This window comes from Sulfitobacter sp. 1A13679 (assembly GCF_043557115.1).
Taxonomy (GTDB): domain Bacteria; phylum Pseudomonadota; class Alphaproteobacteria; order Rhodobacterales; family Rhodobacteraceae; genus Sulfitobacter; species Sulfitobacter faviae.
The window spans coordinates 84708-99010 of the sequence record NZ_JBIFFO010000003.1; the positions used below are offsets into that span (position 1 = coordinate 84708).

The 14303-nt window shown below is 62.6% G+C and carries 16 protein-coding genes; 8 read left to right on the forward strand and 8 right to left on the reverse strand.

Translation table 11 applies throughout. The annotated features are described in order from the left end of the window. Positions 1 to 26: 26 nt before the first annotated feature. A complete protein-coding gene (locus ACGYLA_RS03575) occupies positions 27 to 1553 on the reverse strand; it encodes a PAS-domain containing protein (RefSeq protein ID WP_394430376.1) in 1527 nt (508 codons plus the stop codon). A gap of 85 nt (positions 1554 to 1638) precedes the next feature. Further along, the gene (gene regB / locus ACGYLA_RS03580) at positions 1639 to 3030 is read right to left on the reverse strand and encodes a sensor histidine kinase RegB (RefSeq protein ID WP_394430378.1); all 1392 of its coding nucleotides are present in this window, start codon (positions 3028 to 3030) and stop codon (positions 1639 to 1641) included. A 99-nt stretch (positions 3031 to 3129) separates the two neighbouring features. On the opposite strand from regB, the gene ACGYLA_RS03585 reads away from it, so the two are divergent. Both ACGYLA_RS03585 and ACGYLA_RS03590 read left to right on the forward strand, forming a co-directional pair. Further along, positions 3130 to 3744, forward strand: coding sequence for an SCO family protein (locus ACGYLA_RS03585; RefSeq protein ID WP_394408053.1), 615 nt, complete (start codon positions 3130 to 3132; stop codon positions 3742 to 3744). A gap of 46 nt (positions 3745 to 3790) precedes the next feature. After that, complete coding sequence (locus ACGYLA_RS03590) at positions 3791 to 4345, forward strand: ActR/PrrA/RegA family redox response regulator transcription factor (protein WP_394430381.1); 555 nt, start codon at positions 3791 to 3793, stop codon at positions 4343 to 4345. Here ACGYLA_RS03590 and ACGYLA_RS03595 read toward each other — a convergent pair. Beyond that, positions 4342 to 4821, reverse strand: coding sequence for a GNAT family N-acetyltransferase (locus ACGYLA_RS03595; RefSeq protein ID WP_394430383.1), 480 nt, complete (start codon positions 4819 to 4821; stop codon positions 4342 to 4344). The genes ACGYLA_RS03590 and ACGYLA_RS03595 overlap by 4 nt on opposite strands. Then, positions 4818 to 5414 (reverse strand): HD domain-containing protein, encoded by a 597-nt coding sequence (locus ACGYLA_RS03600; protein ID WP_394430385.1) that lies wholly within the window; start codon positions 5412 to 5414, stop codon positions 4818 to 4820. The genes ACGYLA_RS03595 and ACGYLA_RS03600 overlap by 4 nt, the downstream gene beginning before the upstream one ends. A 75-nt stretch (positions 5415 to 5489) precedes the next feature. Here ACGYLA_RS03600 and ACGYLA_RS03605 point away from each other — a divergent pair, with 75 nt between their 5' ends. From ACGYLA_RS03605 to ACGYLA_RS03620, 4 genes are all read left to right on the forward strand, one after another. Then, positions 5490 to 5792, forward strand: coding sequence for an S-adenosyl-L-homocysteine hydrolase (locus ACGYLA_RS03605; RefSeq protein ID WP_394398284.1), 303 nt, complete (start codon positions 5490 to 5492; stop codon positions 5790 to 5792). An 84-nt stretch (positions 5793 to 5876) separates the two neighbouring features. Next, positions 5877 to 7268 carry an adenosylhomocysteinase gene (gene ahcY / locus ACGYLA_RS03610; RefSeq protein WP_394430387.1) on the forward strand — a complete coding sequence of 464 codons (1392 nt, stop codon included), beginning with the start codon at positions 5877 to 5879 and terminating at the stop codon, positions 7266 to 7268. Between the two features lie 206 nt (positions 7269 to 7474). After that, positions 7475 to 8386 (forward strand): PRC-barrel domain-containing protein, encoded by a 912-nt coding sequence (locus ACGYLA_RS03615; RefSeq protein WP_394430389.1) that lies wholly within the window; start codon positions 7475 to 7477, stop codon positions 8384 to 8386. Positions 8387 to 8558: 172 nt separating this feature from the next. Beyond that, positions 8559 to 8900, forward strand: coding sequence for a DUF2853 family protein (locus ACGYLA_RS03620; protein ID WP_271692695.1), 342 nt, complete (start codon positions 8559 to 8561; stop codon positions 8898 to 8900). 251 nt (positions 8901 to 9151) lie between these two features. Here ACGYLA_RS03620 and ACGYLA_RS03625 read toward each other — a convergent pair whose 3' ends face one another. Genes ACGYLA_RS03625 through tsaD form a run of 4 tightly spaced genes read right to left on the reverse strand, consistent with a single transcriptional unit; the run spans position 9152 to position 11898 of the window. Beyond that, the gene (locus tag ACGYLA_RS03625; protein WP_394430391.1) at positions 9152 to 9571 is read right to left on the reverse strand and encodes an EVE domain-containing protein; all 420 of its coding nucleotides are present in this window, start codon (positions 9569 to 9571) and stop codon (positions 9152 to 9154) included. Continuing rightward, on the reverse strand, positions 9571 to 9843 hold the full coding sequence (locus ACGYLA_RS03630) for a YciI family protein (protein ID WP_394430393.1): 273 nt from the start codon (positions 9841 to 9843) through the stop codon (positions 9571 to 9573). Before ACGYLA_RS03630 ends, ACGYLA_RS03625 begins: the two co-directional genes overlap by 1 nt. A 1-nt stretch (position 9844) precedes the next feature. Then, the gene (locus ACGYLA_RS03635; protein ID WP_394430395.1) at positions 9845 to 10798 is read right to left on the reverse strand and encodes an NAD(P)H-dependent glycerol-3-phosphate dehydrogenase; all 954 of its coding nucleotides are present in this window, start codon (positions 10796 to 10798) and stop codon (positions 9845 to 9847) included. Continuing rightward, positions 10795 to 11898, reverse strand: coding sequence for a tRNA (adenosine(37)-N6)-threonylcarbamoyltransferase complex transferase subunit TsaD (tsaD, locus tag ACGYLA_RS03640; protein WP_394430397.1), 1104 nt, complete (start codon positions 11896 to 11898; stop codon positions 10795 to 10797). The genes ACGYLA_RS03635 and tsaD overlap by 4 nt, the downstream gene beginning before the upstream one ends. 75 nt (positions 11899 to 11973) lie before the next feature. Here tsaD and ACGYLA_RS03645 point away from each other — a divergent pair, with 75 nt between their 5' ends. Then, positions 11974 to 12672, forward strand: a complete 699-nt coding sequence (locus ACGYLA_RS03645; protein ID WP_394430399.1) for a uroporphyrinogen-III synthase — start codon at positions 11974 to 11976, stop codon at positions 12670 to 12672. Positions 12673 to 12743: 71 nt separating this feature from the next. After that, positions 12744 to 14294: a hypothetical protein gene (locus tag ACGYLA_RS03650; RefSeq protein WP_394430401.1), complete on the forward strand. Its 1551-nt coding sequence runs from the start codon at positions 12744 to 12746 to the stop codon at positions 14292 to 14294. Positions 14295 to 14303 lie beyond the last annotated feature (9 nt).

Genomic DNA, 14303 nt, shown 5'->3' on the forward strand with positions numbered 1-14303 from the left:
GCAAGATTAAAGCGGCTGGGAGTGACCTAGTTGGAGGGTTGCCGCCGGTCGGCCGCCGAAGGAGCGTTAGTAGGCTCCGACCGGTCCGCGCCGACGGGGATCGGACAAAAGCGTATGAGCGTGGCACCCGATGCGATGGCCGAGACCTCGCAAGAAAGCGGCGCGCCCTGATGCGGGTAGATGGGCATGTTCCAGCCCGCGCGGTCGCCCCTGCCCATGACGAATTCCACAACATCGGGCCAGAGTGGATTGGCCGCCGACATTTCCTGCCAGACCCGGATCGCATCGTTGATGGTGATCTCGGCAAAGCTTTTGTCCGGGTCCTGTTTCCACCGGGCGCGATAGGCGGCGTTGCAAAAGGTCAGCACGCCGGAGGCGGAGAAGACGGCGAAACCATCTTCGAGCGTGTCGAGCAGGCTTTGGCTCTGTTCAAGTTCGGCCCGAAAATTGCGGGTCAGGGTCACCTCGGCGGTGATGTCTTCGATCAGGAAAGCGGTGGCGCCATCGGGGTGGGGCCGGCCCCGGATGCTGTAGGTCTGGCCGTTCTCCAGCGACCAAGTCTCTTGATAGCGGCCATCGGTTGCGGCGGCGATAACTTCGGCGATTTCGTGACGCCAATTCTTGTAATTCTTCGGCTCCGGCATGCGGCGGCTTTCGCGCAATTGGTCGAAGAAAGAGACAATCGTAGGCCGGGCGCTGAGAAATGGGGCAGGCAGATCGGTCAGGTCGACCAGCGCGGGGTTAAACAGGGCCAATTGCCCGTTGCGGTCAAAAATCGCGAGCCCGATGGACAGATGCGCAAAGGTTTTGGCGAGGGTTTGGACAAAGTTGCGCTGCGCCTCTTCGGCGGCGACCACGGCATTGATGCAGGTGGCGTGGTAGACCTGCACATTATCCTCGGTCGTGGTGGTGAGCGCGTACCAATCGGGCTTTTCCCCATCGCTACGCCGCAAGCAGACGCGGTTGGGATGGTCGGGCGAGGGGGTGCTGAACAAGGCGGCGCCGCCGCAGTCCGGGTCGGGTTGGACTTTGCGTTTCAAGGCCCCGTAGGCCCGGTTGTGCCAGATGATACGGCCGCTCGCGTCGGTCTGCCACGCGGGGTTCGGGCTGGTTTCGCTGGCCCGGCGCAGTGCGGCGAGTTTCTGAAACGTCCCTTCCGTGATCTCTTCGGTCGCGCGGGTCTGGGGCAGGTGCAGCCAGCAGAGCGCGTCGCGCCATGTGATGCGCAGCTCTGACGGGCTGTCGCCATCCTCTGCCCTAAGGGTCAACTTGCCGGTGGCCCCATGCCGGGGCGTGCGGGGAAATTCGGGAAACCGCGACAGCAGCGCATCGCGAATATCTTCCCACTGGTGATAGCCGGGTGCGAGGGCAAAGCGGGTCAGCGCGTCGTTGGAGCCATGAACCAACTGGCCCTCTTCGAACAGCAGGCTCATATCATCGATGCCGGGGGGTGCCGCCGCCGGTCGCCCCGCAGCCGCGCCGAGCCACCAAAGAGCGGCCAGCGCGGTGACGGAGGCGGCGGCAAGCACGATGATGACATCCGGCAATGCCACGACGGAGACCCCTTTCGGCAAATGCGACGCCCTATTTTGAGCCCCAATGGTTAACGGTGGGTTAACAAACGCGCCAATCCCGCCCTCAAGCCGTCAGACGCTGGTTCTCGCCCATCACGCTGTCATCGGGGCCAAGGTCCAGCAGGCGGCGTGGCCAGACGACTTCGACCACAGCACCGCTGCCAGCGGGGGGCAGCCCGCGCAGCCAACCGCTGTCCGATCCATTGGCAAAGCGCAACCGCGCGCCGGAGCGTTCGAGGAAGGTCTTGGCGATGAACAGCCCCAGCCCCATGCCCTCATATTCAGGCCGCGCCGTCTCGTTCGATGCACCTCCTCGGCGGCGCAAAAACGGGTCGCCGATGCGGCCCAGATGCTGCGGCGGGAAGCCCGGCCCGTTGTCGATGATCCGCACCGAGATATCCTCGGCGGACCATTCGGTTTCGATCCAAACCGTGGTTTCGGCAAAATCCACGGCGTTCTGCACCAGATTGCGCAGCCCGTGGATGATCTCGGGCTTGCGCGGGATCGTCGGGGCGCGGGCCGGGTCTCGGGCCATCGGATTGTCGGAAAAAATCACCGTCTTGCCGCGCTCCAGATGCGGCTCGGCGGCCTCTTTCACCACGGCGGTCAGCTGCGCGCGCTGCATGTGCAGATCGTCTTTCCCGATGCGGCCCATGTCGCGCAGGATATCCCGGCAGCGGTCGGCCTGATCGCGGATCAGCGCTGCGTCTTCTGCCAGATCGGGACGGTCTTCCAGATCGCCCAGCAGCTCGGTGCTGGCCAATTTGATCGTGGCAAGCGGCGTTCCCAATTCATGGGCGGCGGCGGCAACGACGCCGCTGAGGTCCGAGAGCTTCTGCTCCCGTGCCAGCACCATCTGCGTGGCCGATAGTGCGTCGGCCATGGAGTGGACCTCGGTCGTAACGCGCCGGGAATAGGCACTGGTAAAGACGATGGCGATCAGCAGCGCCGCCCAATGGCCAAAGACGAAGATGCCGGGCTGTCGCAGCACATCGCCTGATTGCGTCACCAACGGCAGATGCCACAGCGCCAGCACCGAGGCCGCGATAATCGCGGTGCCGCCCAGAACCAGTGTCGAGCGCAGGCTGAGCGCGGTGGCCGAGATCGTCACCGGTGCCAGCAGCAGAAGTGCAAAGGGATTGTGTAGCCCGCCGGTCAGCGCCAAAAGCGCGGTAAGTTGCAGCAGGTCGAAGAGCACCATGGCGAGGTTCTCGCGCTCGGACAGGCGTTTGTTCTGCGGAAAGACGAAGGCCGCGACGAGGTTGCCCACCACCGAGGCCCCGATCGTCAGATAACAAAGGCCAAAAGCCAGTTGCAGCCCAAGCGCCCATTGCGCCACGGTGACGGCGGTCAACTGTCCGGCGATGGCGAACCAGCGCAGCAGGATCATCGTGCGCAGGCGGATCCAACTGGCGCGGGTGCGCCCATCGAGGGGCCGGATATTTGCCTGCGTCATCTTAGCCCCATCACTTTATTGCGTCTTGCATCACCTGCCATCTAGCGTAGGTCTGCGGCGAAACACGATCAAGACCGGCCAGCACGGCGGAGGACTGACATGAAACGAATGATTGCATTTGGCGCAGCTGGGGTTGCGGCGGTATTTCTGGCCGGGACGGCTTTCATGGTGCTGCGGGGCGAGGACGATCCCTATGCCACCTGCCGGTCGAGCCAAGTGGCGGGCGGTGATATCGGCGGGCCGTTCGAGCTGGTCAACAGCGCGGGCGAAACCGTGACCGATGCCGATGTCATCAAAGAGCCAGCCTTGCTTTATTTCGGCTATACTTCCTGCCCCGATGTCTGCCCGCTGGACGTGGACCGCAACGCGGCAGCGACCGAAATTCTGGATGAGCGCGGCCAGAGCATCACGCCGGTCTTCATCACCGTTGACCCTGCGCGCGACACGCCAGAAGTGGTCGGTGATTTTGCCGAGGTGATGCACCCGCGTATGGTCGGGCTGACCGGCTCGCCCGAGCAAATCAAAGCCGCCAGCCAAGCCTACCGCACCTATTACAAAGTGCACCCCGAAGACGAGAATGGCGAATACCTCGTCGATCACTCGACCTTCAGCTATCTGGTCATGCCCGAAGAAGGCGTTGTCGACTTTTTCCGCCGCGAAGTGCGCCCCGAAGAGATGGCCGACAGCATCGGTTGTTTTCTGGATCAACGCTGAAATTGACCCGCCGCCTTGGCCGCCCCATATTAGCCTTTGAGAGGGGATGTTGATGCAGGATATTTGTGACTTAGGCGCGGACCGCAGCTTGCTTTTGGTCGATGACGATGAGCCGTTTCTGCGCCGTTTGGCCAAGGCGATGGAGAAACGCGGCTTTGAGGTGGAAACCGCAGGGTCCGTCGCGGCGGGCAAAGCCATCGCCACGGCGCGCCCCCCGGCCTTCGCCGTGGTCGATCTTCGGCTTCAGGATGGCAATGGGCTCGACGTGGTCGAAGTGCTGCGCGACAAACGCGCCGATGCGCGGGTCGTCGTGCTGACGGGCTATGGTGCGATTGCCACGGCAGTGGCAGCGGTGAAATCCGGGGCTACGGATTACCTGTCGAAACCCGCCGACGCCAATGACATCGTGAATGCGCTTTTGGCCACCGGAGGAGACCTGCCCGAACCGCCGGAAAACCCGATGAGTGCGGATCGCGTGCGGTGGGAGCATATCCAGCGGGTCTATGAACTCTGTGACCGAAACGTCTCGGAAACCGCGCGGCGGCTGAACATGCACCGGCGGACCTTGCAGCGCATCTTGGCAAAACGCTCGCCGCGCTAAAGCTCGAACCGTTTCCAGATTTTATCAACGCGGGTGCCATCGGCCAATGTGCAGTTTGGCAGCCGTTTGAAATCCTCGAAGCCGCGGCTTTGGTAATAGGCCAGCCCGCCCTGATTGTCGGCGCGGATGATGGCGTGGATATGGGCATAGCCTAGATCACGCGCGGCCTGTTTGGTCTGTTCGAACAGGGCCGAGCCGATGCCAAACCCCGTCTCTCCCAACCGTACGAAAGTTGCGACATCCACACCGCCTTCGGGCAGGTCAGGGTGGGGTTCGATGTACTGAAAGCCTTTGATCTCACCGCGCACATCTTCCGCCAGATGCCACGCGCTGTCGGGCGCGGCCATCCAACCTTGCAACTCGCGCGGGGTGACGGGGCTGACCATGGCGGTGGTCCCGCCCTTGGCGATGATCGCGTTCAGCAATTCGGCCAAGGCGCGGGTATCGAGCGCTCCGGCGCGGCGGATGTGGATCACGCCATTTCGCGCAGCAGCGCCGTGTGGCGTTCGGTGAACTCGGCCCGTACCTCAACCGGCGGGCGCAGCAGGATGCTCAGCCCTTCCATCAGCGCCGCATCGGGGCGGCCAAAGAAACGGGTCGCCTCGGCCTCGGAAAAGCCTGCGATCTGGCTGGCCTCCATCCAAGCGCTGACGCGGTCGGCTTTCTTGATCTGCTGCTTGACCCGCGCGGGCAAGCTGGCGGGGAGGCCGAAGCGGACATGCACGGCAGTGGTCAAGCGCTCATCCAAAGCGCGATAATCCGGCCCGACGGCGGCCTTTACGGGTGAGATCATGTCGCCGATCACATATTCCGGCGCATCATGCAGCAACGCGGCCAGACGCCATTTCGCAGGCGCGCGGGGGGCGATGCGGGCGAAAATCGTTTCCACCAGCAGCGAATGTTCGGCCACCGAATAGGCATAGTCGCCCCGTGTCTGCCCGTTCCAGCGCGCGACAAAGGCCAGACCATGGGCGATGTCTTCGATCTCGACATCGACCGGCGTGGGGTCGAGCAGGTCAAGCCGCCGACCTGACAGCATCCTTTGCCATGCGCGTGGTTTCTGCGCCATTCGCGGGGGTCCTTACCTCGTGAGCCTTGGGAACAAATCCCTGTCAAACCTGTTCATCCCACGAAGGAGATGATCATGAAACCCGTTTTTTCCGGTACGATAGTTGCAGTTACCTTGGCCACCCTCGCCGGTGCTGCACAGGCAGAAGAAGTCTGCATGCCCGCCAAGGAAATGAAGTCTGCCTTGATTGATTGGTACGGCGAAGAGCCGGTGCCGGGTCAGCGTGAGGACAACAACCAGCTTTGGGCATCGGATCAGTCGGGGACATGGACCTTGGTCAAGACTTTGGCCGATGGCAATGCCTGCGTGCTGGCTCAAGGCGATGATTGGATGGCGGGCCTGTCGGGTGATAAGCAACTGGCCGCTCTTCAGGAGTGATCCGGCGCGGCTTTCCCCCATTCACGTTGAGAATTCGCGGCGAAGGTGCTAACCGCCCTGCAACACTTCAAACAGGAGCGCCGCATGGCCCACGACTATATTGTTAAGGATATCAATCTGGCGGCCTACGGGCGTAAAGAGCTGGACATCGCCGAGACCGAAATGCCGGGCCTGATGGCGCTGCGCGATGAATACGGTGACAGCAAGCCGCTGAAAGGCGCGCGGATCGTCGGCTCTTTGCATATGACCATCCAGACCGCCGTTCTGATCGAAACACTGGTCGCCCTTGGCGCCGATGTGCGTTGGGCATCTTGCAACATCTTCTCGACCCAAGACCACGCGGCCGCGGCCATCGCCGAAGCGGGCGTGCCGGTTTTCGCCATCAAAGGCCAGTCATTGGTTGAGCATTGGGATTACCTCGACAAATCCTTCATGTTCCCCGAAGGGCCGAACCTGATCCTCGACGATGGCGGCGATGCGACGCTCTACATCCTTCTCGGCGCGCGCGTGGAAAATGGCGAAGACGAGCTGATCGCCGTGCCGAAGTCCGAAGAGGAAGAGGCGATCTTTGCCCAGATCAAGAAGCGTATGGCCGAAAGCCCCGGCTGGTTCACCAAGATGCGCGACCAGATCAAGGGTGTCTCCGAAGAGACCACGACGGGCGTGCATCGTCTTTATGACCTCGTGAAACAGGGGCAGCTGCCCTTCCCCGCGATCAATGTGAACGACTCTGTCACAAAGTCGAAGTTCGACAACAAATACGGCTGTAAAGAGAGCCTCGTCGACGGTATCCGCCGAGCCACCGATACGATGATGGCGGGCAAGGTCGCCGTTGTCATGGGCTATGGTGACGTGGGCAAAGGCTCCGCCGCGTCTCTGCGCGGTGCGGGTGCCCGCGTGAAGGTCACCGAAGTCGACCCGATCTGCGCGCTGCAGGCCGCGATGGACGGCTTTGAGGTCGTGCTGCTGGAAGACGTGGTCGCGACCGCCGATATCTTTATCACCACCACCGGCAACAAGGACGTGATCCGCATCGAGCACATGCGCGAGATGAAGGACATGGCGATCGTCGGCAACATCGGCCACTTCGACAATGAAATCCAAGTCGCCGCGCTGAAGAACCACAAGTGGACCAACATCAAAGAGCAGGTGGACATGATCGAGATGCCGAATGGCAATCGTCTGATCCTGCTCTCTGAGGGTCGCCTGCTGAACCTTGGTAACGCCACTGGGCACCCGTCTTTCGTGATGTCTGCATCCTTTACCAACCAAGTGCTGGCGCAGATCGAACTGTGGGAAAACACCGACAAATACGAGAATGACGTCTACATCCTGCCCAAGCATCTGGATGAAAAAGTCGCCCGCCTGCACCTCGACCGGATCGGCGTAAAACTGTCGAAGCTGAACCCGGAGCAGGCTGCCTATATCGGCGTGACGCCCGAGGGGCCGTTCAAGCCCGAGCATTACCGCTACTAAGCCGCGAAGAGTTCCCTCTTTCAGCAATTTTCAGCGCCGTCCCGGAGATCACCGGGGCGGCGTTTTTGTGTTAAGTGACTGAAATAAATATTAAAATCAGATCAATCGGCGGATTCAAGCACATATCTGCCAGGGGCGGAGGACGGGCGGAACATAGTCAATCGGGCGGTGTTTCATCCCCAGACCATTCAAAAGGAGTATCGAAGATGAAACGTACATTCCTGAAGTCCACCGTCGCCGCCCTCGCTCTGACCGCGGGCACCGCATTCGCTCAGACCGCCGACACCGATGCGGGTGCCGCCGCGGAAGCCGAGGCCACCATCTCGGGCGAGAACGTCACCAACACGGCCAACGATCTGACCGCCACTGTTGAGCAGCAGGCCGAGCGAACCGCTGAGATGTCGCGCGAAAATTCCGACGACTACGAGGGGACCAACGACCCCAACACCACCGATGAAATCCTGACCGCTCCGACACAGGGCGCAGAGTTCGAAGGTGATACCGAAGTCGACAACGAAGCGGAACTGACCGCCGAGACCGATGGCGTGACGCCGACAACCGATGCCGAAGCGGATCTGGCCGGAAACGCCGATTCAGAGTCGAATTCGACCCTGAGCACCGACACCAGCGGCACCGTCACCACCGAGACTGACACCGATCTGGCCGCCGACGAAGATGCCGATTTCGACAATGAAACCACAGCCGAGATCGAAGGCGAAGCCGAAACCGATCTGGATGAGAATGTCGCTTCCAACACCGAAGCGGACATGGAAACAGATGTGACACGCACCGACACCGGCATGAGCAACGCATTTTCCGGCATGGTCGTGGGTGATCTGGTCGGCCTGACCGTGGTCGAAGCCGATGGCGACAGCATTGGTGATGTCGACTATGTCATCAAGACCGACGATGGCTATGCCGCTGTTGTTGGCGTGGGCGGCTTCCTTGGCCTTGGCGAGCACACCGTCGCCGTACCGCTTGAGGAAATCTCCATGGCAGCCGAGAACGACCTGAAGCTGAGCTCCTGGACCAAAGCCGAGCTGGAAGCCCAGCCGGAAGTCGATGAAGACAACATCGAAGGTCTGGAAGACGACGTCCGCCTTGACGACGCCTCCTAAGCGACAGCCGATATCCTGACTGAGAGGCGCCCAATTCGGGCGCCTCTTTTTCTGGCGGCTCCGGGGTCAGCCCACCGCCCCCGAAATAAATCTTTTGCAATACAGGGATATGGCCTTAGGCTCCGGTCTCAGGAACCCCTGACGGGCCGAAGACACTATTGGGAGAGATTTTATGGGCAAGCGTGACGAATGGATCGCCAAATACGCCGAAGACCTGAAGAACAAATGCGGCATGGAGCCGGATATGGACCTTTTGACCAAGGTGACCATCGGCTGCGGTCCGTCGATCTATAACGCCGACGCGCAGACGGTATCTTCCAGCGATACGGCTGAGTTGAACACCGTAAAGGACAACTTCCTGATCAAGAAACTCGGCCTGCCGGATGATGAGCATCTTATGGGCGGCATTCAAAAAGTGGTCGAGACCTATGGCCGGTCCGAGCGGAACAAGTACCGCGCGGTGGTCTATTACATGCTGGTCAAACACTTCGGCAAAGAGTCCGTCTACGCCTGAAGGGCGGTGGGAAACCCTACCAAAACCTTACCTGAGACGCGCGCTTGGTTAAGCGCGCGTTTCGTTTTTGCGCGGGCTTTGACACAGTCGAAAGTTGAGTAAATCACCGGTTTCTGCTATCTCTCTTATATCGGCCAGATCGGCTGGTAAGAGTTACGAACATGTGTGGTGGTTATGGGAGCACATGGGGTGAGAAGGGTTCTGGCGGGGTGCCGGAACCCTTTTTCGTTTTTCCGATGGCCGCGCCGGAATTAGGGCGCGGTCTTGCCCAGGGCGCAGATAAGCTGCCATTCCGCTTCGGTCACGGGCTGCACCGATAGGCGCGAATTCTTCACCAGAACCATGTCCTCCAGCCTTGGGTCCGCTTTGATCGTATCCAAACTGACCGGCTGGTTGAACGACCGCACCGCTTTGATATCCACACATTCCCAACGCGGGTCATCGGTGCTGTTGTCGGGATGAGCCTCGGCGCAGACTTCGACGATGCCGACGATCTCACGATCTTTCTGCGAGTGGTAAAAGAACCCGAGGTCGCCAACCTTCATCTCACGCATGAAATTGCGGGCCTGATAGTTGCGCACGCCGTCCCATTCCTCGCCCGCGTCGCCCTTGCCCTTTTGGTCGGCCCAGCTCCAAGTTGCGGGTTCGGATTTGAACAACCAATAGGCCATCAGCCGATCACCCGGTTCCAATGGGTCAGGGTCACGCTTTGGAACAAGCCGGCCTTGGCATAGGGGTCATTCGCGGCCCAATCCTCGGCCGCGGCCATATCGGGCACCTCCAGAATGATGAGCGAACCGATCATGCCGCCTTCGGCATCCAAAAGCGGCCCAGCCTGTGCCACGGCATCACTGGACTTTAGATAGGCCAAATGGTCGGGCCGGTTTTCCTGACGGATCGGCAGGCCATCGGCTTTGTCATGGGCGATCAGGGCAACAAACATATCATTCTTCCTTTAGGGGGCGGGTCAGCAAAGATTTCATGGCACCAGCCACATCTAACTGGTTGTCGAGCAATCCGGCAACCGCGCGGGTGATCGGCATATCAAGCGCCGCTTCGCGCGCCAGCGCATCGACGGCGCGGGCGGTCGCGGCCCCTTCGACCGTGGTCGATGGGTCAAAGGGGGTGCCTTGGCCCAGCGATTGTCCCAAACGGTAGTTGCGCGATTGCTCGGAGGTGCAGGTCAGCGTGAGATCACCAAAGCCCGAAAGCCCGGCCAGCGTTGTCGGCTCAGCCTTCAGATGGGCGGCGAGGCGCTGCATTTCGGCATAGCCGCGGGTCATCAGCGCGGCGCGGGCGCTTTCGCCCAATCCGGCCCCTATCGCGGCCCCGCTAGCGATGGCGACGACATTTTTCAGCGCCCCGCCCAATTCCGCGCCGGTGGTATCCGTGGTGCGGTAAAGCCGCAGGTTCGCCGTGGTGAGTTCCGCTTGCAGCTGTTCGCCCGCCGCAGGGTCTGCACAGGCCAAGGTGAGCGCGGTGGGCAGGCCCCGCGCGATATCGGCGGCAAAGCTCGGCCCTGTCAGGATCGCGGCGGTTGCTTGGGGAATGGTCTCTTCGATCACGCTGACCGGCCCCACGCCGCTGCTGAGTTCGATGCCTTTGCAGCAGGCGACCAAATGTTTCCCGTGAAGCGCCGCGCGATGTTCCTTTAACACGCTGCGCAGCTTTTGCATCGGCACGGCAAGCAAAAGGGTCTCGGCTTCAGCCGCTTGGGCGAGGCTTTCGGTCACGCTGAGCGTCTCGGGGAAAGGGCAGCCGGGGAGGCGTTTGGCGTTCTCGCGCCGCGCGGCCATGTCCCCCGCGTCACGCGCCCAGAGTGTTACCGGCCCTTTGCCCGCAAGCGAAATGGCCAGTGCCGTGCCGAATGCCCCTGCGCCGAGGACGGAAACGCTCATGCCTTGGCCCCCTTCTTGCCGCTGCCCAGCATCGACGGGCGCGCGGTATCCAGCGGCCAGCGGGGCCTTGCGGCGAGGGTCAGGTCATCGGCGTCCCGCAGGGCGGCCTGCTCTCCCGCCGCGAAGGCGATCATCGCGGCGTTGTCAGTGCAAAGCGCCAGGGGCGGCGCCACAAAGGTGGCCTCTTGCGCTGCCGCAACAGTCTCTAACGCAGCGCGGATGGACTTGTTTGCCGCCACGCCCCCCGCCACGCAAAGGCTCCGCGCATCCTCTGCCGGGTACTCTGCAAAGGCGCGGCGCGTTTTATGGGCCAGCACATCGACCACGGCAGCTTGGAACCCCGCGGCGAGGTCCGCTTGATCCTGTCGCGTCAGCCCGCCACGCTCTGCCACGCATTTGTCGCGGGCGCGCAGCACGGCGGTTTTCAAACCCGAGAAGGACATGTCGCAGCCCTCGCGATCCAGCAGAGGGCGCGGCAGGGCAAAGCGTTTCACATCGCCCTCTTGGGCGCATTTTTCAATCGACGGTCCGCCCGGCTGGGGCAGGCCCAACAGCCGCGCGACCTTGTCAAAGGCCTCACCCGGGGCATCGTCGATGGTACCGCCGAGACGGTCGAAACTTTCCGGCCCGCGCACCAGTAGAAACTGACAATGTCCGCCCGAGACCAGAAGCATCAGATAGGGATAGGGCACATCATCGGTCAGCCGCGGGGTCAGCGCGTGACCTGCGAGGTGGTTCACCCCGTAAAGCGGTTTGCCCGTCGCCGCCGAGAGCCCCTTGGCGCACATCACGCCCGACACCACGCCGCCGATCAGCCCCGGCCCGGCGGTCACTGCGATGGCGTCGATCTGCGGCAGGCCGATACCAGCTTCGGCCAAGGCATCCTCGACACAGTGGTCCAATTTCTCGGCATGGGCGCGGGCGGCGATTTCAGGAACAACGCCGCCAAAGTCGGCGTGCAGCTCGGTCTGGCCCGCCACGACCGAGGCCAGCACCTTGCCGCGCCCGTCCTCCTCCATGCGCACCACGGCGGCGGCGGTATCGTCGCAACTGCTTTCCAAACCAAGGATCAAGCGGGTCTGAGACTGGGTAGAGGGCATGGGGGCTTTCCGTTGCAAGGCACCTGTACCGCAGGTAACACCGCTCTCACGCGCAAACAATGCCGGAGCCTTGCGATGCCGCAGCCAAGATTGCTTCTGACACGTCCCCAGCCCGGTGCCGCGCAGTTTCTGGATCGGCTTTCGCCTGCGCTGCGCGACGGGGCCGTGATCTCTCCGCTGATCGAGATTACCGCGACGGGTGAGCCTGTCGATCTTTCGCCCTATGCCGGGGTGATCTTTACCTCGGCGAATGCCGTGGCCCATGCGCCGCCGGGGGAGGGGCGGCCTGCCTATTGCGTCGGCCCGCAGACCACGGCGGCGGCGGGCAAAGCGGGCTGGCAGGCGCAAATGATCGGGCTGGATGCCGAGGCGCTGATTGCGACCCTGTCGGAACGCCCTCGGATCGGCCCGCTCTTGCACCTTGCCGGGCGGCACCGGCGGGCAGATATTGCCGGAATTTTAAGCGCCGCAGGTCTAAAAGTGGAAACCGCCACGGTCTATGACCAGACCCTTCTGCCGCTCTCCACCGCCGCGCAGACCCTTCTAAAGGGCCCTAACCCTGTCATCGTGCCGCTGTTTTCCCCGCGCAGCGCACAGCATTTCGCCCGCGAAGCAAGCTCGACGGAACGGGTCATCGCCCTGTCGATCAGCCGCGCCGCCGCTCAGGCGCTTGAAGCTCTGCCGCTCTATGCGCATGATGTCGCCACAGAACCCACCGGCGAGGCCATGGCAGAGGCCGTTGAAAAACTATTCCGCTGCACCACCTTGCCTTGAGGGGCATAGGTATGCCGGGTAAGCTCGCCATTGCGAGTGAATGACAGGTTCAGAATCGAAAGGCGTGAGGCGTGGCAAAACCCAAAAAGACGGTCAGCAAAAACGAAGCGGACAAGACCACAGCCGATCAGACGCCTCCCGCGGCGGATAAGGCGACCACGGCAGAGAAGGCCGAGGCCGCGAAACCCAGCCAGACCGATGGTAAGGGGGCGGAGACGGCAAAACCCGACACGCCAAAAAACGAGGATGCCCTGCCCGACGCGCCGAAAACCGAAACGGGCAAGGCCGACTCGTTGAAGACATCCAGCACCACGCCCACAACGGATAAAGCAACGGCGAAGCCCGCCACTGCAGCCAAGCCGGACGACAAAGCCCCGGCCAAGTCCGAAAGCGCAACGCCGGCGAAAGAGACGAAGCCCCAGACGGCTTCGCCCAAGGACGATACCAAGACAAGCGCCACCAGCGCTGCACCCAAGGACAAACCAGTGCCCAAAGACAAACCGGCCGCTGATCCCGCGCCCTCGCGCGCCTCGGCGGCTGCGTCTAAGCCGAGCGGTAGCTCAGCCAAACCCGCGCCGGAAAAGGCTGAAAAGCCGAGCGTTGCCACGTCCAAACCGATGTCCCCACCCGCCTCGACCCCGGCGCCTGAGCCCGCCTCGAAAGAGCGCAAGCGTGGCGTGTTCTTCCCCATGCTGCTCGGCGGTGCCATCGCTGCGGGCCTCGGCTTTGCCGCATCGGAATATGACGTCTTGGGCACCCGGGCACAAAGCGCGGCAGAATTGAAGAGCGCGATGGAAGCGCAGCAGGCCCGCATCGCGGAACTGGAAGCCCGCATCGAAGAGCCTGCCACCCTGCCGGAAAGCCTGCCGCAGGTCGACGCGCTGCGCGAAGAACTGACCGCCAGCCGCGAGGCCCTCTCGGCGCTGCAAAGCCAATTGGGCGAGATCGACAGCCGCCTCACCACGGTTGAAAAGCAACCCGCAACCGGCGGTGACAACCAAGTCGCGGTCGCGGCTTTTGAGCGTGAGATGGAAGCCCTGCGCGCCTCCGTCGCCGAACAGCGCAGCGAGATCGAGAGCCTGCTGGAAAACGCCCAGACCGCCGAAGAGGCAACAGCCGCCGCGGCGGAAGCGGCCCGTGCCCAGACCGCGATGACCCAGATGAACGCTGCAATCGGCGCCGGGCGCCCCTTCGAAGCGCCGTTGGCCGAGTTGCAGCAGGCCGGGGTCGAGGACATACCCGAAACCCTGCGTGAAAGCGCCGCGGGCGGTGTCGTCACCCTCGCCAATCTCCAAGCGCGCTATCCCGATGCCGCGCGGCAGGCGCTGGCCACCGCCCGTGCCGCCGTGCCGGAAGAGGGCGAAGGTGGATTTAGCAACTTCCTGAAACGTCAACTGGGTGCCCGCTCGGTTGCGCCGCGCGAAGGGACGGATGCCGATGCAGTCCTGTCTCGCGCCGAAGCGGCGGTGCGCGATGGCCGTTTGACCGATGCGCTGGCTGAGATCGACACGCTGCCAGCCCCCGCGCAGGATGCGATGGCGGAATGGCTCGCCGATGCCCGCGGGCGTCAGGCGGCTGAAACCGCCGCCAATGAACTCTCCCAACGCCTGACGGCCAACTGAGGAACGAAA

Coding starts and splice junctions, on each gene's coding strand:
- ACGYLA_RS03625 (WP_394430391.1), bottom strand. CDS start 9,571: ATGGCCTATTGGTTGTTCAAATCCGAACCCGCAACTTGGAGCTGGGCC.
- ACGYLA_RS03585 (WP_394408053.1), top strand. CDS start 3,130: ATGAAACGAATGATTGCATTTGGCGCAGCTGGGGTTGCGGCGGTATTT.
- ahcY (WP_394430387.1), top strand. CDS start 5,877: ATGGCCCACGACTATATTGTTAAGGATATCAATCTGGCGGCCTACGGG.
- ACGYLA_RS03630 (WP_394430393.1), bottom strand. CDS start 9,843: ATGTTTGTTGCCCTGATCGCCCATGACAAAGCCGATGGCCTGCCGATC.
- regB (WP_394430378.1), bottom strand. CDS start 3,030: ATGACGCAGGCAAATATCCGGCCCCTCGATGGGCGCACCCGCGCCAGT.
- ACGYLA_RS03590 (WP_394430381.1), top strand. CDS start 3,791: ATGTTGATGCAGGATATTTGTGACTTAGGCGCGGACCGCAGCTTGCTT.
- tsaD (WP_394430397.1), bottom strand. CDS start 11,898: ATGCCCTCTACCCAGTCTCAGACCCGCTTGATCCTTGGTTTGGAAAGC.
- ACGYLA_RS03635 (WP_394430395.1), bottom strand. CDS start 10,798: ATGAGCGTTTCCGTCCTCGGCGCAGGGGCATTCGGCACGGCACTGGCC.
- ACGYLA_RS03645 (WP_394430399.1), top strand. CDS start 11,974: ATGCCGCAGCCAAGATTGCTTCTGACACGTCCCCAGCCCGGTGCCGCG.
- ACGYLA_RS03605 (WP_394398284.1), top strand. CDS start 5,490: ATGAAACCCGTTTTTTCCGGTACGATAGTTGCAGTTACCTTGGCCACC.
- ACGYLA_RS03620 (WP_271692695.1), top strand. CDS start 8,559: ATGGGCAAGCGTGACGAATGGATCGCCAAATACGCCGAAGACCTGAAG.
- ACGYLA_RS03615 (WP_394430389.1), top strand. CDS start 7,475: ATGAAACGTACATTCCTGAAGTCCACCGTCGCCGCCCTCGCTCTGACC.
- ACGYLA_RS03600 (WP_394430385.1), bottom strand. CDS start 5,414: ATGGCGCAGAAACCACGCGCATGGCAAAGGATGCTGTCAGGTCGGCGG.